This is a genomic window from Ochrobactrum sp. Q0168 (genome assembly GCF_016427605.1).
Taxonomy (GTDB): Bacteria; Pseudomonadota; Alphaproteobacteria; order Rhizobiales; family Rhizobiaceae; genus Brucella.
In genome coordinates this window covers 388,528-406,989 of the sequence record NZ_JAELXQ010000002.1, presented here as the reverse complement: position 1 = coordinate 406,989, position 18,462 = coordinate 388,528, and the positions used below count along the sequence as shown (strand labels likewise).

Sequence of the window (18,462 nt, the reverse complement as noted above, 5' to 3'; positions counted from 1 at the left end):
ACCCGTTCGGCGCTCTCTTCGCTAACTGATATGGCTTGTGAAAAGCCCGACTTCAAGGGCCAATGCCGGAATCCCCCTTCGTCATATCGTAAAACGACGATGGGGCGGGCGATACCCGCCACTGTTGCGGGGCGGATAGTGTCAAACTTAGCATATACTGAAATGTGCTCTACCGGCGTGCCTCGGCCAGAGCTGCGCGAAAGGCGGTGGCGAAGTTCTCGCGATCGTCGGGGTTCAGAAAACTACCGATGGCGACGTGCTTGTCGCGGCTTTCAACACGCATATCCGTAATGCCGATATCCGGCTTTCGCGCCACGCGAAAGCGTGTCCAGAACGGGTTGAACCGATGGGCCGTCATTTTGCCGGAAGGGGCATATTGGCGAATATGCAGGGCTGCTCGCGAAACGGAAATCTCTTCGCGTGCCCGGGCAGAGCGGTAATTCCAGCGAAATGCCAGATAAATCAGCAGCACGTCGAGACCGAAAAAACCGAAAATGGGCCATGCGCCGATAGACCAGAACAGAATGCCGACAAACATCCAGCAGGCGATGAGCGCTGTCATCAGTACGGTGAAGCCCGTTCGCCCCAGCGAGCGGTAGGGCGTCAGCAAGGCTTCGAAAATGGGGGTCTCGAACCTGTCCGGTTCCGCGCCGTCTGGATGGTGCATGGGTGTCTGAGCCTTTGAACCCGCCTGCGTCAAGCTGCGGGTTGTCTTCCAGGAACAGACCTCAGTATAGAGACAGAATGCAAAAGGCCAAAATCAAATTGCCCGTGAGTGTTTCCGGCAGCCCCCCGGCAAGGCGTCCGCGCCGCGTGGCCGGTACGCTCTATACGGCTGACGAGATACATGAAATCTTTCGTCGCTTCTCCGTGCAGCGCCCGGAACCGAAGGGCGAACTGGAACATGTGAACGCCTTCACCCTGCTGGTGGCGGTGGTTCTGTCGGCGCAGGCAACCGATGCGGGCGTCAATAAGGCCACACGCGGTCTTTTTGCCGTCGCCGATACGCCGCAGAAAATGTTGGCGCTGGGTGAGGAAAAGGTCGGCAACTACATTCGCACCATTGGCCTTTGGCGCAACAAGGCGAAGAATGTCATTCTGCTGTCGGAAGCGCTGATCCGTGACTATGGCGGTGAGGTGCCGGGCGACCGCGACGCGTTGGTCAAGCTGCCGGGCGTCGGACGCAAGACGGCCAATGTCGTGCTCAATATGTCGTTCGGCCAGCCGACGATGGCGGTGGACACGCATATATTGCGCATCGGCAACCGGATCGGCCTGGCGCCGGGCAAGACGCCGGAAGCGGTCGAGGCGATATTGGTGCGGGTGATTCCGGCGGAATATATGCTGCACGCCCATCACTGGCTGATCCTGCACGGGCGCTATACCTGCAAGGCGCGCAGGCCGGAATGCGAACACTGCGTCATCGCCGATATCTGCAAGTCGCCGGAAAAGACCTGCGATGTGCCAGCCGCGCTGGTGCCGCTGCCGCCTCAGGCGTAAGTTTTAGCCTCGCGCTGCGATATGGCCTTGTGCAGATGCACCATCATGGTTGCCGCAAAAAGCGGGGTCAGAAGATTGACCAGCGGAATGGCCATGAAACCGGCAATCAGCAGGCCCGCCAGAAAGACCGTCACGCCATAATGCGAGCGGAGCGCCCTGGCTTCCGCTTCGCTGCGATAGCGCATGGCCGCGAATTCGAAAAATTCGCGTCCGAGCAGATAGGCGTTGATGACGAAGAAGGCGATCAGGTTGATGCCGGGCACGAAGAGTAGGGCGAGAGCCAGAAGATTGCCGAGGATCACCACGCCGAGGAATTTCAGCGAGGTCACGATGGAGCGTCCAAGCGGCAGGGCGTTGCCAGCCGGGTCGTTCGGATAATCCGTGCGCTCGACCACTTCGGCAACGTCATCGAGGAAAAGACCGGCCACAAGCGCCGTCACTGGCGCGATCATCAGCGCCAGAACGAGCGCAAGTCCCAGTCCTGCGGCAATGGCCGCAACAATTCCGAGCCAGCCTGCCCAAGCAGGCATGCCGGGCAGCAATTGCTCCATCCACGGCCAGGCATAGATAAAAAAGATTTGACGAATGCCGACCCAGAGACCGGCGAGCAGCAAAAGCGTCAGCCCCAGCGTTTTCCAGAAAACCGAGCGAAACTCCGGCGTCAGCAGGCGAGAGAGGGCTTTCAGGGCAGCGTCTATGATCATTCTTTTTCCGTTTTGCGCCTGTTTGGGCTGTGGACGAATTGAAAATAGGTACGGCCATGGGGCCGCGCAAGCCGGACTACCCACATCCCGGCAACGCGGCGGGGTAGCCAAAGAGAGAGCAAAAGGCTAAACCCGCACCCGAATATCTGGAACAACGTATCAATTACAGGATACGTAGCTGGCGCCAAAGCCTCCTCCTGCCCAATCGAGGGCAGGCTGGAGAACTGAAATAAGGGGAGCTTCTCGCGCTCATGGCCACATTCGACGTTCTTTGCATCGGCAATGCCATTGTCGATATTCTCTCGCGTACGGACGACGCATTTCTCGAAACCAACGGTATCGTCAAAGGCGCAATGAACCTGATCGATGCCGATCGTGCAGAATTGCTTTATAGCCGCATTGCAGGTCCGGCGACCGAAATGTCGGGCGGCAGCGCGGGCAATACGGCGGCAGGTGTCGCCAGCCTCGGCGGACGGTCCGCCTTTTTCGGCAAGGTGGCGACCGACCATCTCGGACGTGTTTTCGCCCATGACATCCGCGCGCAGGGCGTGGCCTTCGATACACGCCCGCTCGAAAAGGGCTCGCCGACGGCACGTTCGATGATTTTCGTGACGCCGGATGGCGAACGCTCGATGAATACCTATCTTGGCGCCTGCGTCGAGCTTGGACCGGAAGATGTCGAGACCTCCAAGGTCGCCGACGCCAAGGTCACCTATTTCGAAGGCTATCTGTGGGATCCACCGCGCGCCAAGGAAGCAATCGTCATGGCTTCGAAGATCGCGCACGAAGCGGGCCGTGAAATGGCCATGACGCTTTCCGATCCCTTCTGTGTGGACCGGTATCGCGACGAGTTTCTCGATCTGATGCGCCAGCGCACGGTCGATATCGTTTTCGCCAATGAAGACGAGGCCCTGTCGCTCTACCAGACCAAATCGCTCGAAACTGCGATTGCCCTGATGCGTATGGATTGCAAATTGTCGATCATCACGCGCTCGGAAAAGGGCGCAGTCATCGTGACGCCCGACCAGACGCTGACCGTTCCTGCCATCGAGATCGAAGAACTGGTTGATACGACCGGCGCGGGCGATCTTTATGCGGCGGGTTTCCTCTATGGCTATACCAAAGACCGCTCGCTGGAAGATTGCGCACGGCTCGGCTCGCTTGCCGCCGGTCTCATCATCCAGCAGATGGGCCCGCGTCCGCTGCTCAGCCTTGAGGCTGCTGCAAGTCAGGCTGGCCTGATCTAGCACTACAGTTTCATTCTTCGCCATGCCGGGCTGCAACGAGCAATTTCCTGCGCGCCGGTGCTCACGTACCCAAAAGTACGCTCCGCTCCGGTGCTCGAAAATCACTCGTTTCGCCACGGCCTGACGAATTTGCAACTGTAGTGCTGGTCTCTATTCGGACCGAATGATCCGGTCGCGCTGGAGTTCTTCTTCTGTGCGGCCGGGACGGCTTTTATAAACCGGCAGGTTCCAGCCGAAATAAAGCGCCCCGCCGCGCACGGTAAAACTGGTCAGCGCTGCGACCACTGCCGAATAGAACGGGTCGACATCAAGGCGCGCCAGCCCGACATAGAGGCAGGCACCAGCCAGCGCCGCCGTGATGTAGATTTCTCGTCGCATGATCACGGATGGCTCTCCCGCCACCATATCGCGCAGGATGCCGCCGAGCGTGGCGGTGAAAATGCCTGTGACGATGGCCACCGGCGCGCTGACGCCGAGCGCAAGTCCCTTGGCTGCGCCCATGACCGTATAGGCCGACATGCCGATGGCATCGAGCCAGAGCAGCACGCGATAGCGTGATTCCACCATATGGGCGGTGAAATAGACCGCGAAGGCGGCCAGCGTGCCCGCGAGCAGATAGATCGGTTCCTGAACCCAGAAAACCGGCGTGCTCAGCATCAGATCGCGCAGCGTTCCGCCGCCGATGCCGGTGATATTGGCAAGAAAGATGAAGCCCATAATGTCGAGCTGTCGCCGCGAGGCAGCAAGCGCTCCGGTTGCCGCGAAGACGAAAACACCCGCAAAGTTCAGAAACTGTACGATGGTCACGCGGGCTCCCCCCCAGTAAGATATGTGACGCGATTTTCCATTGCTCTGCGCGCGTTGGCAATATGCCTGTATGATCGCAGTTCAGCGGATACAAAAAAGCGGCGGGTGGGCCGCCGCTCTCTTTGTCATCTCATTCCGATCAGCCTCTCAGCTGTTGGCCTCTGCGCCGCCATTCTCGGCGGCAGCCTTCGGACCGCCCTTGGAAACGCCGACCATGGCCGGGCGCAACACCCGGTCGCCAATGGCGTAACCGGCCTGCACGACCTGCACGACGGTGTTGTTCGGCAGATCCGGGTTCGGCACTTCGAACATGGCCTGATGGAAGTTCGGATCGAACTTCTGGCCTTCCGGATCAAGCTTGGTGACGCCGTGGCGTTCCAGCGCCTGCAGCATGGCGCGTTCGGTCATTTCCACGCCTTCGGCCAGCGACTTCAGGCTGGCGTCGGTTTCCAGCGCGTCCACCGGAATGGTCTCGATCGCGCGGCGCAGATTGTCTGAAACCGACAGCATGTCGCGGGCGAAATTGGTCACCGCATAGGTGCGGGCATCCTGCACGTCGCGCTGGGTGCGCTTGCGCAGGTTTTCCATTTCGGCGGCAACCCGCAGAACCTGATCCTTGAGTTCCTTATTATCGGCTTCGAGCGCGAGAATCCGGTTGGCGGTTTCGTCGGCAGTGTTTTCCGCTTCGTCTTCCGCAACCTCGGCGCTGGCTTCCGCCTTGCGCGCTTTCAGGAAATCGGCGGCAGCCCGGTTCAGCGCCTCACGATCCCGTGGATTGTTGATGTCGCGCTGCTCAAGATCGGGGTTCTCGGTTTTGTTCTTTTCGTCAGACATAGTGCTTCTTCCGTCTTGAATATCGTCTGGGGCGGATATCGAGTTTCATGCCATTAAAATCAAGGCTTAATTTCCGCTGACCCGGTAAGATTGACACATCACCGCAAAAGTCTAGACACGATCTGCGCCGTATAGTCCACCATCGGAACGATACGCGCATAATTAAGCCGGGTCGGGCCGATGACGCCAAGCGCCCCGATGACCCGCTGTTCGCTGTCGCGATAGGGCGCGACCACCAGTGACGAGCCGGACAGCGAAAACAGCTTGTTTTCCGAGCCGATAAAAATGCGCACGCCTGAACCTGTTTCGGCCAGATCCAGAAGCTGCACCATGCCGTCCTTGGTTTCCAGATCGTCGAAGAGATGGCGCAGGCGTTCGATATCTTCCTGGGCGTGAATGTTTTCCAGCAGATTGGCGCGGCCGCGCACAATCAGCCGCGACGGCTGGTCGGAGCCGGTGCCGCCCCAGACCGCGAGGCCCTGTTCGACAAGTTCCTGCGAAAGCTGGTCCAGTTCCTGACGGGTTTCCTCCATCAGCACCTTCAGCTCGGCCTTGGCTTCGGAAAGTGTGTGGCCGTGAATATGGGCGTTGAGGAAATTCGAGGCTTCGACCAGTTGCGATGCGCTGATGCCGACCGGCAGATTGATGACGCGGTTTTCCACGTCGCCATTCTGCATCACGAGCACGGCAAGCGCGCGGGTCGGCTCAAGCCGCACGAATTCGATATGTTTCAGCGCGCCTTCCGTCTTGGCGGCGAGTACGAGGCCCGCGCCGCGCGACAGGCCCGACAGGACCTGGCTTGCCTCTGTCAGCACGCTTTCCACCGAATTGCTGTTTCCGGCGGCGCGCACCTGCGCGTCAATCGACGAGCGTTCTTCCGGCGGCAGATCGCCGACTTCCAGAAAGGCGTCGACAAAAAAGCGCAGGCCAATCTGCGTCGGCAGACGACCCGCCGACACATGCGGCGCATAGATCAGGCCCAGATGCTCCAGATCGCTCATCACATTGCGAATGGTGGCGGGTGAGAGCGAATGCGGCAGCAGGCGGGACAGATTGCGCGATCCGACCGGGTCACCATCGTTGAGATAGCTCTCGACGACCAGCCGGAAAATTTCGCGCGACCGCTGGTCGAGCGAATTCAAAAGCTGATGTTCAGGCGATTTCATCATGATAGAGCGGCGAACCTGTTGATTGCTTGCCCTAAATATAAGGTCGCTGCGCGAAGCGTCAAAGGCTTTAGCCTCACACTGGCAATCCTCTCAACATATCTTTGGCTGCGGACCGATGTGAAATGCCTTTCTATTTGCGTCCGTCGGGCCTAAAAAGCCGCACGGAAAACTTTGAAGCTCAAAAACCGATCAAGGAATTTACTATATGCGTCCATCCAAGCGTGCTGCCGACGAAATGCGCGCCGTTTCTTTCGAGCGCGGCATCTCCAAACATGCGGAAGGCTCCTGCCTGGTCAAATTCGGCGACACCCATGTTCTGTGCACGGCAAGCCTTGAAGAAAAAGTGCCGGGCTGGATGCGCAACACCGGCAAGGGCTGGGTCACGGCTGAATACGGCATGCTGCCGCGTTCGACCGGCGACCGCATGCGCCGTGAAGCCGCCACTGGCAAGCAGGGCGGACGCACGCAGGAAATCCAGCGTCTGATCGGACGATCCTTGCGCGCCGTCTTGGACATGCAGGCGCTTGGCGAAGTGCAGATCACGGTGGACTGCGATGTCATTCAGGCCGATGGCGGCACGCGCACGGCAGCCATCACCGGCGGCTGGGTGGCCCTGCATGAATGCCTGCGCTGGATGGAAGCGCGCCAGATGGTGCGGGTCGAGAAGGTTTTGAAGGACCATGTCGCCGCCATTTCCTGCGGCATCTATGAAGGCGCTCCTGTTCTCGATCTGGACTATGCGGAAGATTCCGTCGCCCAGACCGACAGCAATTTCGTCATGACCGGCACCGGCGGCATTGTTGAAATTCAGGGCACCGCCGAAGGCACGCCTTTCTCGGAAGAAGAATTCCTGAACCTGATGAAGCTCGCACGCAGCGGCGTCGATCGTCTTGTCTCCCTGCAGAAGATGGCTGTAGCCTGACGGTTCGCGTTATTCCGGCTCTGGCGGCCTGCAAATGGCGGTCTTTTTCGCTTCCGGTGCTCATGTACTTTAAGTACACTCCGCGCCGGGTCTTAAAGACCATCATTTTCGGCTCGCCATAACCGGAATCTCACTGAACCGCATACCGTATCGGATGCGTCGCAACCGAAGGGAAATCCATGCGCGCTGCACGTATTCTTGAAACGGCACTCTATGTTCGCGACGTCGCCGAGGCGGTAGAATTCTATCGCAACACGATGGGGCTGGAGCCGGTGGGCCAGCTCAGCGAGCGCAACGCCTTCTTCCGCTGTGGTGAGGGCATTTTGCTGCTCTTCAAGGCGGAAGAAACGTTGAAGCCGCCTTTGCCCGGCCATCTGCCTGTGCCGCCGCATGGCACGACGGGGCCGGGTCATGTATGTTTTGCCGCAAGCCGTACCGAGATCGAGGGCTGGCGGAAACATCTGGAAAAGCATGGCGTCGCCATCGAGGCCGATTTCGATTGGCCCAATGGCGCACATTCGATTTATTTCCGCGATCCATCCGGCAATTCGCTGGAGATTGCCGAACCTAAACTGTGGAACTGAAAATGAGAACGCTGGAAAAGGGCAAGCTGATTGTCGCCTCGCACAATGCAGGCAAGCTGAAGGAATTCGACGGGCTGATCGGCCCGTTCGGCTTCGATGTCAGCTCGGTCGCGGCACTGGGCCTGCCGGAGCCGGACGAGACCGGCACCACGTTTGAGGAAAACGCCTATATCAAGGCGCTTGCAGCGGCAGAAGCCACCGGCTTGCCCGCATTGTCCGACGATTCCGGCCTGATGGTCGATGCGCTGGACGGCGAGCCTGGCGTCTACACGGCCAATTGGGCCGAGACCGAAGACGGCACGCGCGATTTCAACATGGCGATGCGCAAGGTCGAAGATCTTTTGCAGAAAAAGGGCGCGACGACTGCAGACAAGCGCGGCGCGCGTTTTGTCTCCGTCATCTGTCTTGCGTGGCCGGATGGCGAAGCGGAATATTTCCGCGGCGAAGTGGAAGGCGTGCTGATCTGGCCACCCCGCGGCACGACCGGCTTCGGCTATGATCCGGTGTTCCTGCCGGACGGCCATGAAAAAACCTTTGGCGAAATGACCGCCGACGAGAAGCACGGCTGGAAGCCCGGCGACGCGGACGCCCTGTCGCACCGCGCCCGCGCCTTCAAGCTTTTTGCCGAAAAGGCGCTCAACGTGGTATCGGCGCCAGCAGAATGAACAGGCTGTTTCCCTCTTCACAGGCGTTAGCGGACGGCGTGAGCACGATTCCCATCGCGCGTGCGAATGGGGAAACCGCGTTCGGCGTTTATGTGCACTGGCCGTTCTGTCTGGCCAAATGCCCTTATTGCGATTTCAACAGCCACGTCCGCCACAAGCCGGTGGATCAGGCGCGGTTTTCCGAAGCGTTCCGGCGCGAGATGGAAACGCTGCGCGAGCGCACCGGCCCGCGCACCGTCACCAGCATTTTTCTGGGCGGCGGCACGCCCTCGCTGATGCAGCCCGAAACGGTGGGCGCTCTGCTCGATAATATTGCGTCGCATTGGTCTGTCGCGCCCGACATTGAAGTGACGCTGGAAGCCAATCCGACCAGTGTGGAGGCCGACCGTTTTCGCGGCTATCGCGCGGCAGGCGTCAATCGCGTGTCGCTCGGCATTCAGGCTCTGAACGATCCAGATCTGCGCCGTCTCGGGCGCATGCATTCGGTCGAGGAAGCCAAGGCGGCTATCCGCTTGGCGCGTGAGATTTTCCCGCGCCTCTCCTTCGATTTGATCTATGCGCGCCCGAACCAGAGCATCGAGGCTTGGCGCGAAGAGCTGAAGGAGGCAATCGGACTGGCTGCCGATCACCTCTCGCTCTATCAGCTGACTATCGAGGAAGGCACACAGTTCTACAATCTCTGGAAGGCCGGAAAGCTGACCACGCCGGAGCCGGATCACGCCGCAGCGCTTTATGAAGAAACGCAACGGGTGACGGCGGAGCATGGTCTCCCGGCCTATGAGATTTCCAATCATGCGGTGCCGGGGCGCGAGTCGCAGCACAATCTGGTCTATTGGCGCTATGGGCAATATGTCGGCATTGGCCCCGGCGCGCATGGGCGTTTCGTGGAAAACGATGTGCGCACGGTGACGATGACCGAAAAACATCCGGAAACCTGGCTCGATCACGTTGAACGGCGCGGCCACGGCATTGTCGAGGAAGAATATCTCGATGGCGGGCAAGAGGGCGACGAGTTCCTGATGATGGGGCTTCGTCTGCGCGAAGGCATCGATCTGGATCGCTACAAGCGGCTGTCGGGCCAGAGCGTTGACCAGAAGCGTCTGGCGAAACTGATCACCGAGGGCATGATCGAACCAATGGGTGGCAGCATCATTCGCGCAACGCCGGACGGTGCATTGGTGCTGGATGCGCTGGTTGCCGATCTGGCTGCATGAGTGTCTGATCCAAAAGACGCCATGCCGGGCTGCAAATGGCAATTTCTGCGCTTCCGGTGCTCACGTACCTTAATGTACGCTGCGCTCCGGTTCTCGAAATCACCATTTTCGCCACAGCCTGCCGCTTTTTGATTCAGACACTGAAGGACGTAGAATGACGGAAGAAACAGGCGCCCAGAACATCGGCGATGGGCGACGGGAATATGTGGTGGGCGGCACGACGATGCGCGCCCGACCGCTTGAGCCAGCCCTTTATATCGTCTCGACGCCGATTGGTAATCTTGGCGACATGACGCTGCGCGGCATCGAAACGCTCGCCGCAGCCGATGTTCTCGCCTGCGAGGATACGCGTGTGACCCGCGTTCTCCTCGACCGCTACGGCATTTCCCGCCGTCCGATCAGCTATCACGAGCACAATGCCGCCGAAGCCGGAGAAAAGCTGATTGCCGCACTGTCGGCGGGCAAAAGCGTTGCACTGGTGTCCGATGCGGGTACGCCGCTCGTTTCCGATCCGGGCTTTCGTCTGGTTGGCGAAGCCCGCGAGGCGGGTATTCGCGTCGTCCCCATTCCGGGCGCTTCTGCCGTTCTGGCCGCACTTGCCGCTTCTGGCCTGCCGACCGACGCCTTCATGTTCTGCGGCTTTCTTCCATCCAAGCATGGGCAAAAGCAGACGAAGCTCGAAAGCCTCAAGGGCATCGACGCAACGCTGGTGTTTTATGAATCGCCAAACCGGACAGCGGCGACGCTGGCCGAAATGGCCCAAGTGTTCGGGCCGGATCGTCTGGGCGCGCTCTGCCGCGAACTGACCAAGGCCTATGAGACCATTCGCACTGCGCCGCTGGGCGAGCTTGCAGCGGAGTTTGACGGCGAGGATCGCATTCGCGGGGAAGTGGTTCTGCTGGTCGGTCCGCCGACAGGCAACACCATTCCGCAAAGCGAGGAAGATATCGACAAGCTGCTTCTGTCGCTTGCCGCCGAACTGCCGCCATCCAAGGCCGCAGGCGAGGCGGCGCGCATGACCGGCGGGCAGAAATCGGTTCTCTATCAGCGCCTTATGCAACTGAAATCGGATCAGCGATGATAGACCTCCGCGAGAAAAAGCGCAGCGCTTTCTTTCGCGGACACAGCGCCGAACGCTTTGCGGCGATGGTGCTTCTTTTGAAAGGCTTTCGCGTTGTCGCGCGGCGCTATCGGACACGGCTCGGCGAAATCGATCTGATCGCCCGGCGGGGCAATCTGGTGCTCATCGTCGAGGTCAAGGCGCGCAGCAGCCTTGAAGCCGCATATCTCGCCGTCACGCCGCAGGCCATGCATCGCATCGAAGCCGCAGCTGATCTCTGGCTGCAACGCCAGCCCGACCATGACCGTCTGTCGCTGCGTTTCGACCTGATTGCCGTGCTGCCGCGCCGTTGGCCTAAACATGTTCCGGCCTTCTTCACGAGCGGCGATTACCGATAAGCCTATGTAAACCCTATAAAAATTGTAGGATATATTTTCGGCCTTACGGGAAATTAAAATCCCGCAATCGGCTGTTTTGAGAAAAAGTGATGCTCGCCGTCATTTTCACGCGCAAGCCCGTTTCTTATAAATCTTCCGCTCTCCATGGATAATGGCGCCAACTTTCACAAGGCGTATTTCCGCACGCGAAACCGGTATCCACTTTCGCTGGAAATGCTCTCAAGGATGGCATCGTGTCTCTACCGCAAAAGCGTTTACTGGCTGATTTTCCTGCCTTCTTCCGGGTGTCGGAAGAGGTGGTAGTCGTCGTTGGCGGCGGCGAGGAAGCCTTGAACAAGGCGCGCCTCGTGGCGCAGACATCCGCACGCCTGCGCATCATTGCCGAAGAACCGGAACATCATCTGGCTAATTTCATCGCAAGCCATGGTGCGGAGCATGTGGCGGCACCATTTGCGCCGGAACATGTCGCGGGTGCAAAGCTGGTCTTCGTGGCGACCGGCGATGAAGCGCAGGACCGCGCCATTGCCGCGGTGGTCAAGGCTGAGAAGGTTCCGGTCAATGTCGTTGACCGTCCCGCTCTTTGCGATTTTCTGACGCCTGCCATCGTCAACCGTGCGCCGCTGACGATTGCCATTGGTTCGGAAGGAAGTGCTCCGGTACTGGCGCAGATGGTTCGTGCGCGCATCGATGCCGCCTTTTCGCCGCGCCTTGGCGAGCTTGCGCATTTCGCGGAAAGCTGGCGTCCGCTGGTCGAGCGCGCATTGCCAAAAGGTCTGGCGCGCCGCAGCTTCTGGCGCGGGTTCTTTTCAGGCCGTGTCGCCAGCGCCATCGAAAATGGCCATCGCGTGGAAGCCTACAAGGCTGCGAGCGACCTGATCGAGCAGCGTGACAATGCGGCCGGTTATGTCTGGCTGGTCGGCGCCGGTCCGGGTGCCGAAGACCTGCTGACCCTGCGCGCACATCGCGCTTTGATGGAAGCCGATGTGATCGTGCATGATGCGCTGGTGCCCGAAGGCGTGATCGCCATGGGGCGGCGTGACGCCGAGCGCCTTGCCGTCGGCAAGCGCAAGGGCTGCCATTCCAAAAGTCAGGAAGAGATCAACCGCCTGCTGGTTTCGCTGGGGCGGGAAGGCAAGCGCGTTGTGCGGCTGAAATCCGGCGATCCGCTGGTGTTCGGACGCGCAGGCGAGGAAATGGCGGCGCTGCGTGCTGCCGGTATCGGGTTCGAAATCGTGCCCGGCATCACCTCGGCCTTTGCCGCCGCTGCCGACATGGAACTGCCACTGACGCTGCGCGGTGTTGCTTCGTCGCTGGTGTTCACCACCGGCCATGACATGACCGGCGACGTGCTGCCGGGATGGGCGAAGCTCGCCGTCTCCGGCGCAACCATTGCGGTCTATATGGGCTCGACGGTCGCGGCATCGGTTGCCGCGCGCCTGATTGCTGCGGGTCTGCACGAAGATACCGCGGTTGCGGTGGTGGAAAATGCGAGCCGGCAGGACAAGCGCCTGTTCCACGGCACGCTGAAGGATTTGCCGGATCTGGAAAACCGCAAGGAGCTTTCCGGCCCGGTCATGGTGATCATTGGCGATGCCGTCGCCGGTGCCGCAATCGACAAAGCCGAAGCGCTGGCCCTCAAGCCGGTTTCCGTCGCAGCCTAAACCCGCAGGATGCGCGGTTAACAAAAGTTTGGAGTTTGGAAATGGTCGTAAAAGTTCTCACTGCAAACCGGCTGATCGACGGGCAGGCCGTGTGGCTCGGTGCCGACGGTTCGTGGCAGGAGACCATCGACGGCGCGCTGGTTGCTCGCCATGCGGAAGCCGTGACGGCGCTCGAAGAGGCGGGCAAGGTTGCAGCGAAAGCCAATCTGGTTGTCGATGTGAATGTGATCGATGTCGAGGAGCGCGAGGAGGGGCTTTACCCGATCCGCCTGCGCGAGCGCATCCGCCTTTCCGGCCCGACCATCGTCACGTTCGGCGATTTGCCCCTCGACAAGCCCGCCTTGAAGCGCGCCTCGTAATATCTGTTGCCGCATTTCCGGACGCAAAACCGGTTCTCCCTTTTGGTGGAAATGCTCTGAACTGGAATTAGACTATGTATCGTTATGATGAATTCGACCGCGATTTCGTTGCGGCCCGCGTTGCCCAGTTCAAGGATCAGGTCGAGCGCCGCCTGACCGGAGAGCTGACGGAAGAACAGTTCCGTCCGCTGCGCCTGATGAACGGCCTTTATCTGCAATTGCACGCCTATATGCTGCGCGTGGCCATCCCCTATGGCACCCTGTCGGGCCGCCAGCTGCGTAAGCTCGGCCACATCGCCCGCGTCTATGATCGCGGCTTTGGCCATTTCACCACGCGCCAGAACATCCAGTATAACTGGCCTGCCCTGAAGGACGTGCCGCGCATTCTGGAAGAGCTGGCGGAAGTCGAGATGCACGCCATCCAGACCTCCGGCAATTGCATTCGAAACGTGACCGCTGATCATTTCGCGGGCGCTGCCGCCGACGAAGTGGCCGATCCGCGCCCCTTCGCCGAAATTCTGCGCCAGTGGTCGTCGCTGCATCCGGAGTTTTCCTATCTGCCGCGCAAGTTCAAGATCGCCATTGTCGGCTCGGAGCATGACCGCGCCGCCATTCAGGTGCATGACATCGGCTTGCAGCTGAAGAAGAACGAGGCGGGCGATCTGGGGCTGGCCGTCTATATTGGCGGTGGTCAGGGTCGCACGCCGATGGTGGCCAAGAAAATCCGCGACTTCCTGCCCATCGAGGACATGCTGACCTATGTGACGGCCATCGTGCGCGTCTATAATTTGCATGGCCGTCGCGACAACAAATATAAGGCGCGCATCAAGATTCTCGTCCATGAAACCGGCGTTGAAGAACTGACCCGCGAGATCGACGCTGAATGGGAAGAAATCCGCAACGGCGAGCTGAAGCTGCCGCAGCGCGATATCGACGCCATTGAAAGCTATTTCCGCATGCCGAACCTGCCGCAACGGCCGGAAGGCTGGGAAGTGCTGGCCGTAACCCAGAAGGCCGATGCGGAATTTGCAAGCTGGGTGGCGCGCAATGTCACGCCGCACAAGCACCCGGATTATGCGGTCGTCACCATTTCGCTGAAGCCTATCGGCGGCATTCCGGGGGACGCAAGTGCTGAACAGATGGAACTGGTGGCGGATATTGCGGAAACCTATTCCTTCGATGAAATCCGCGTCAGCCACGAGCAGAATCTGGTTCTGCCGCATGTGGCCAAGGCCGATCTCGCAGCCGTCTACGATCTCCTGCAATCGGATGGTCTGGTGACGCCCAATGCCGGTCTCATCACCGACATCATCGCCTGCCCGGGCCTCGATTATTGCGCCCTTGCCAATGCGCGCTCCATTCCGGTGGCGCAGCGCATTTCCGAGCGCTTCGGCGACCAGCAGCGCCAGCTTGAAATCGGCGATCTCAAGATCAAGATTTCCGGCTGCATCAATGCCTGCGGCCACCACCATGTCGGTCATATCGGCATTCTGGGCGTTGAGAAGAAGGGTGAGGAACTCTATCAGATCACGCTTGGCGGTTCGGCGGACGAGCATTCGGCCATCGGCGAGATCACCGGTCGCGGCTTCTCGTCGGAAGAAGTGGTGGATGCCATCGAAACGGTGGTCGATACCTATCTCGCCTTGCGCGAAAGCCCGGAGGAAAACTTCCTCGCTGCCTATCGCCGCGTTGGCATGGAACCGTTCAAACGCGCGCTTTATGGAGAAATAAGCCGTGCAGCTTGATGCTGAAGAAAGTGCTGCCGCCGAAGCCCGCCTTCTGGAGGCCAGCCACGGCGCGTCTACCCCGCAGGATGTGATCGCGCTCGTCACGCGCGAACTCTATGAGGGGCAGATCGCGGTGGTGTCTTCCTTCGGGGCGGAATCGGCAGTGCTTCTGCACATGATCTCGGAAATCGACCCCGCGACACCGGTGCTGTTTCTCGATACGGGCAAGCATTTTCGGGCGACGCTCGATTATCGGCACGATCTGGTGGACCGGCTGGGGTTGACCGATGTGCAGGATATCCTGCCGCTGGAGGATAGTCTCAAGACGGAAGACCCGTTCGGCGCGTTGTCGATGACCGACAAGGACCGCTGCTGCTTCATCCGCAAGGTGGAGCCGATGGCGCGTGCCGTGGCTCCTTATCGCGCATGGATGACGGGCCGCAAGCAGTTTCAGGCATCGACGCGCGAAAGCTTGCCGGTGTTTGAATCCGTCGGCCCGCGCATTCGTATCAATCCGCTGGCGCGTTTGCAGGCAGTCGATCTCAAGGCCTATGCTGAAAAGCATGATCTGCCGCCGCACCCCCTAACGGCGCAGGGCTACCGTTCCATCGGCTGCATGCCCTGCACGCGGCCCGTGAACGATGGCGAAGACCAGCGTGCCGGACGCTGGGCGGGATCGGAAAAGACAGAATGCGGCATCCATCTGACTGGCCTTGCCGATAGCCTTAAGACACTGGGAGCCGTGGACCGGAAATGAGCGATATCAACGAAACCAAACTCTGGTCTGCCGATGGCTTTCGCGAAGACGATTATGTCTTTGCCGACGATCTTGAAGCGGCGGGCGACGCCCCGGCGATCATCATTCCGCTCGCCGTTTGGCTCGGACTGGATGAAGAGCGCCGCCGCGCCTCCAATCGCCGGATTGGTGTTACGGTTGCGCCGGGCGAAGCCATTGAACCGCTTCTCAACGAGCTGGACAGCCTGCCGTTGATCGCCTTGCAGTTCCCGGCTTTCAACGATGGGCGCTCCTATTCCAAGGCCGAGATTTTGCGCCGCGAAGGTTTTGCGGGCGAGTTGCGCGCCGTCGGTGACGTGCTTATCGATCAGGCTGCGCTGATGTTGCGCACCGGCTTCGACAGTCTTCAGGTGACCAACAAGGTCGCCCAGAGCCGTCTTGGCGAAAACCGTCTGGTCGACACACCCGGCTATTATCAGCCGGGGCGCGGTTCCGTGCCGGAAGAGGGCGGGTTTGCCTGGCGTCGCGTCAAGGCAAGTTAGACATATCGCTCAAACTTGCCATTTTTTTGGCTGTCTTGATGCGCTAGATACGCCTCGTCAGTTTAAGGGAGTCGAGGCGTGATCCGGCACATTGTTTTTTTCAGCGTTAAGGAAGGTCAGGATATCGAGACCGTCAAGAAGGGGCTGGAGCAGCTTGCAACCATCCCGCATTCCGAAGTTTTCGAAGTCCTGCCGAATTCCAAGGTCGATCCGATGTGCGATCATATCGATCTCGTGGTCTATGCCGAGTTCAAGGATGAAGAAGCGCTTTTCGCTTTCAAGAAACATCCGACCTATGACGCCACGACGCAACTGGTGCGCCCGATGCGCGAATTGCGTTTTTCCGCTGATGTGGTGACGGACCGGTCTTAACTACCACTCCGCTTGCGGTGGCTCCTGAAGCGGCAGGCCGCCAAACAGGTCGGGCTCGCTGGAGATTTTGGCGCGCTCTATATTGAGAAGCTTCAGTTTCGTCGCAGTGCCGCCAGCCGCCGAAAACCCGCCGACCTTGCCGTTGGAACCGAGAACCCGGTGGCAGGGCACGATGATCGGAAACGGGTTTTTGCCAAGCGCATAACCAACCGCCTGTGACAGGCTGACATCGCCGAGCCGTCTCGCAATCGCGCCATAGGTGGTGGTTTCACCGGCCTTCAGTTCGAGAATGATCTCGTAAACCTGCCGATTAAGGTCAGGGAGCGAATCGAGCGCCAGCGGCGTTTGCGAAAAATCCGGCGATCCGCCATCGAGAAGCACACGCACTTTTTCAATCGCTTGCGCCACAAAGACTGGCACATCGGCCTGTGCATCGGAAAACTGTTCGCCTATCCGCTCGCCCAGCCGGTAGCGGGTCTCTTTCTCGTCCGTATCGCCGATTTCGACACCAATGACTTTTGCGCCGCGCCAGGCGATGCCGCACGGGCCGATCGGTGTTTCAAAAATGGTGATTCCAGACGGTTCCATGCGTATCAATATAGCACGGATTTTACGACTGAACGGCGATTGCAAACGATAACGTGTAACATTTGCAGCGAATGGCGCTGCGAAATGGTTGAAGAACGCCACGAATAATGATTGTGTGAGCGGGAAGGTCAGGATAGCGGCATTGAGAGATTCCATGCCCTTAAATGGCCAAACGGGTCGATATAAGTTTCCGTCGCAGTTTTCGCGAGATCGGAACCGAGGAATTTAAATGGACGATTATGAGCGTTATGCCACGGGGTTAATGATCGTTTTCGGCGCGCTGATCATCGGCGGGCTGATGGCGGCAAACCTTTATCATGGCGACAAGCCGGGTTTTCTCTTTGCGCTCGGGGCGGCAGTGGTGGGCTGGTTTTCGGCTTTCGCCGTTCTTTTCGACAAGCCGCGCGTTTATGGCGTGATGATTGCCGTTGCAATCGGCCTCGTCGCGGCTTCCATCGGTGCCTATGTCACCTGAGCGGCGATAAATATTCCAAAACAGTTTAGAGAAAAGCCCCGCATTGCGGGGCTTTTTTCGTTGGCTGCGGCCTTAGAGCCTGTTCCAAAAGTCGCCCTGTGTGGCTGCAAATGGCAATTTTCTTCATTCCGGTGCTCACGTACCTCGAGTACGCTGCGCTCCGGTACTCGAAAATCACCATTTTCGCACACACATGCCGCTTTTTGATTCAGGCTCTTACAGATAAGGCGAATAGCACTGGCGGCGCGGCCCGTAATTGGGCTGGAAGGTGTTGTCATAGGCGCGGTATGACCGATAACGGTTGTAGCACCAGCGTACATGGGGGTTGCCACCGCGATAGACTGGTGCCGGACGATGACGATAAACCGGTCCGGGTCCCCAGTAACGCGGCGCCGGACGGTAATACGGCCGATAATAGGGCCGGTAGCGAGGACGGTCGTAACGCCAATAACGGCGGTCGTCGCGATAATCGTAATACTGCACGGTCTGCATATTGGGAGTTGAGGTCTGCGCCGACGCGGCAGCCGGTGCTACCAACAGCGAGGGTTGTGCCGCGTTGGCTGTACCAGCCACAGCGGACAGACCCATGCCAATCGACAGGCAGGCGGCAAACAGGGAATAACCAAACCTTTTCATAGGTCTCTCCTAATGAAAGCAAATCATCCGTGCGGAAATCTTGCTTGCCCATTGTGGCGGAGCGGTGGCTTCGAGCAGTCACGATTTCTTCTGTCCGGCAACAGATCAGTGAGGGAATCCGGGTTGCCCGCATTGACGGGCGGCCTCTTTCTTGCGAGCACATATCATGACCTGAAGGTCGATCAATAATTGACATAAAGATATGTTTATGTCATTAAGCGACCTCCTGCGATAATGCATATCAGAATACAGGCGGTACTCT

At 59.3% G+C, this 18,462-nt stretch carries 22 protein-coding genes and 1 pseudogene; 16 read left to right on the top strand and 7 right to left on the bottom strand.

The window, feature by feature from the left end; genetic code table 11:
* Positions 1–169: 169 nt before the first annotated feature.
* Complete coding sequence (locus tag JAU75_RS06240; protein WP_199055555.1) at positions 170–667, bottom strand: DUF2244 domain-containing protein; 498 nt, start codon at positions 665–667, stop codon at positions 170–172.
* A 77-nt stretch (positions 668–744) separates the two neighbouring features.
* Between JAU75_RS06240 and nth the strand changes: the two genes are divergently transcribed.
* Positions 745–1,500, top strand: coding sequence for an endonuclease III (nth, locus tag JAU75_RS06235; RefSeq protein ID WP_199055553.1), 756 nt, complete (start codon positions 745–747; stop codon positions 1,498–1,500).
* Here nth and JAU75_RS06230 read toward each other — a convergent pair.
* A complete protein-coding gene (locus tag JAU75_RS06230) occupies positions 1,491–2,204 on the bottom strand; it encodes a sulfate transporter family protein (RefSeq protein ID WP_199055551.1) in 714 nt (237 codons plus the stop codon). The two genes, nth and JAU75_RS06230, sit on opposite strands and share 10 nt — an antisense overlap.
* Positions 2,205–2,455: 251 nt before the next feature.
* Between JAU75_RS06230 and JAU75_RS06225 the strand changes: the two genes are divergently transcribed.
* Positions 2,456–3,451, top strand: a complete 996-nt coding sequence (locus tag JAU75_RS06225) for an adenosine kinase (RefSeq protein ID WP_199055549.1) — start codon at positions 2,456–2,458, stop codon at positions 3,449–3,451.
* A 150-nt stretch (positions 3,452–3,601) separates the two neighbouring features.
* Here the strand turns inward: JAU75_RS06225 and JAU75_RS06220 are convergent, their stop codons facing one another.
* The 3 genes from JAU75_RS06220 to hrcA form a co-directional block, all read right to left on the bottom strand.
* Positions 3,602–4,258, bottom strand: a complete 657-nt coding sequence (locus JAU75_RS06220; RefSeq protein ID WP_199055547.1) for a trimeric intracellular cation channel family protein — start codon at positions 4,256–4,258, stop codon at positions 3,602–3,604.
* Between the two features lie 147 nt (positions 4,259–4,405).
* On the bottom strand, positions 4,406–5,092 hold the full coding sequence (gene grpE / locus JAU75_RS06215) for a nucleotide exchange factor GrpE (RefSeq protein ID WP_199055545.1): 687 nt from the start codon (positions 5,090–5,092) through the stop codon (positions 4,406–4,408).
* Between the two features lie 98 nt (positions 5,093–5,190).
* Entirely contained in the window at positions 5,191–6,261 is a 1,071-nt protein-coding gene (hrcA, locus tag JAU75_RS06210) for a heat-inducible transcriptional repressor HrcA (RefSeq protein ID WP_199055543.1), read from the bottom strand.
* A 205-nt stretch (positions 6,262–6,466) separates the two neighbouring features.
* On the opposite strand from hrcA, the gene rph reads away from it, so the two are divergent.
* The 12 genes from rph to JAU75_RS06150 all read left to right on the top strand — a co-directional run bounded on the left by rph (position 6,467) and on the right by JAU75_RS06150 (position 16,501).
* On the top strand, positions 6,467–7,183 hold the full coding sequence (rph, locus tag JAU75_RS06205; protein ID WP_199055541.1) for a ribonuclease PH: 717 nt from the start codon (positions 6,467–6,469) through the stop codon (positions 7,181–7,183).
* Between the two features lie 179 nt (positions 7,184–7,362).
* Complete coding sequence (locus JAU75_RS06200; RefSeq protein WP_199055540.1) at positions 7,363–7,767, top strand: VOC family protein; 405 nt, start codon at positions 7,363–7,365, stop codon at positions 7,765–7,767.
* Between the two features lie 2 nt (positions 7,768–7,769).
* On the top strand, positions 7,770–8,432 hold the full coding sequence (gene rdgB, locus JAU75_RS06195) for an RdgB/HAM1 family non-canonical purine NTP pyrophosphatase (protein WP_199055539.1): 663 nt from the start codon (positions 7,770–7,772) through the stop codon (positions 8,430–8,432).
* Positions 8,429–9,646 carry a radical SAM family heme chaperone HemW gene (hemW, locus tag JAU75_RS06190; protein ID WP_199055538.1) on the top strand — a complete coding sequence of 406 codons (1,218 nt, stop codon included), beginning with the start codon at positions 8,429–8,431 and terminating at the stop codon, positions 9,644–9,646. The genes rdgB and hemW overlap by 4 nt, the downstream gene beginning before the upstream one ends.
* A gap of 154 nt (positions 9,647–9,800) precedes the next feature.
* Complete coding sequence (gene rsmI / locus JAU75_RS06185; protein WP_199055537.1) at positions 9,801–10,727, top strand: 16S rRNA (cytidine(1402)-2'-O)-methyltransferase; 927 nt, start codon at positions 9,801–9,803, stop codon at positions 10,725–10,727.
* Complete coding sequence (locus JAU75_RS06180) at positions 10,724–11,104, top strand: YraN family protein (RefSeq protein WP_199055536.1); 381 nt, start codon at positions 10,724–10,726, stop codon at positions 11,102–11,104. The genes rsmI and JAU75_RS06180 overlap by 4 nt, the downstream gene beginning before the upstream one ends.
* A 233-nt stretch (positions 11,105–11,337) precedes the next feature.
* On the top strand, positions 11,338–12,765 hold the full coding sequence (gene cysG / locus JAU75_RS06175; protein WP_199055535.1) for a siroheme synthase CysG: 1,428 nt from the start codon (positions 11,338–11,340) through the stop codon (positions 12,763–12,765).
* A 41-nt stretch (positions 12,766–12,806) separates the two neighbouring features.
* Positions 12,807–13,124, top strand: a complete 318-nt coding sequence (locus JAU75_RS06170; RefSeq protein ID WP_199055534.1) for a DUF2849 domain-containing protein — start codon at positions 12,807–12,809, stop codon at positions 13,122–13,124.
* Positions 13,125–13,198: 74 nt separating this feature from the next.
* Positions 13,199–14,869 carry a nitrite/sulfite reductase gene (locus JAU75_RS06165; protein WP_199055532.1) on the top strand — a complete coding sequence of 557 codons (1,671 nt, stop codon included), beginning with the start codon at positions 13,199–13,201 and terminating at the stop codon, positions 14,867–14,869.
* A complete protein-coding gene (locus JAU75_RS06160; protein ID WP_199055529.1) occupies positions 14,859–15,608 on the top strand; it encodes a phosphoadenylyl-sulfate reductase in 750 nt (249 codons plus the stop codon). The genes JAU75_RS06165 and JAU75_RS06160 overlap by 11 nt, the downstream gene beginning before the upstream one ends.
* Entirely contained in the window at positions 15,605–16,129 is a 525-nt protein-coding gene (locus JAU75_RS06155) for a DUF934 domain-containing protein (protein ID WP_199055527.1), read from the top strand. The genes JAU75_RS06160 and JAU75_RS06155 overlap by 4 nt, the downstream gene beginning before the upstream one ends.
* A gap of 78 nt (positions 16,130–16,207) precedes the next feature.
* Entirely contained in the window at positions 16,208–16,501 is a 294-nt protein-coding gene (locus JAU75_RS06150; RefSeq protein ID WP_199055525.1) for a Dabb family protein, read from the top strand.
* On the opposite strand, the gene JAU75_RS06145 is transcribed toward JAU75_RS06150, so the two are convergent.
* The gene (locus JAU75_RS06145; RefSeq protein WP_199055523.1) at positions 16,502–17,089 is read right to left on the bottom strand and encodes a methylated-DNA--[protein]-cysteine S-methyltransferase; all 588 of its coding nucleotides are present in this window, start codon (positions 17,087–17,089) and stop codon (positions 16,502–16,504) included.
* 229 nt (positions 17,090–17,318) lie between these two features.
* Between JAU75_RS06145 and JAU75_RS06140 the strand changes: the two genes are divergently transcribed.
* On the top strand, positions 17,319–17,564 hold the full coding sequence (locus JAU75_RS06140) for a hypothetical protein (RefSeq protein ID WP_006465911.1): 246 nt from the start codon (positions 17,319–17,321) through the stop codon (positions 17,562–17,564).
* A gap of 110 nt (positions 17,565–17,674) precedes the next feature.
* Positions 17,675–17,782 (top strand): annotated as a pseudogene (locus tag JAU75_RS06135) (flagellar basal body P-ring protein FlgI); the annotation flags it as partial.
* Here JAU75_RS06135 and JAU75_RS06130 read toward each other — a convergent pair.
* Positions 17,781–18,200 (bottom strand): BA14K family protein, encoded by a 420-nt coding sequence (locus tag JAU75_RS06130; RefSeq protein ID WP_199055521.1) that lies wholly within the window; start codon positions 18,198–18,200, stop codon positions 17,781–17,783. The pseudogene JAU75_RS06135 and the gene JAU75_RS06130 overlap by 2 nt on opposite strands.
* Positions 18,201–18,462: the final 262 nt, after the last annotated feature.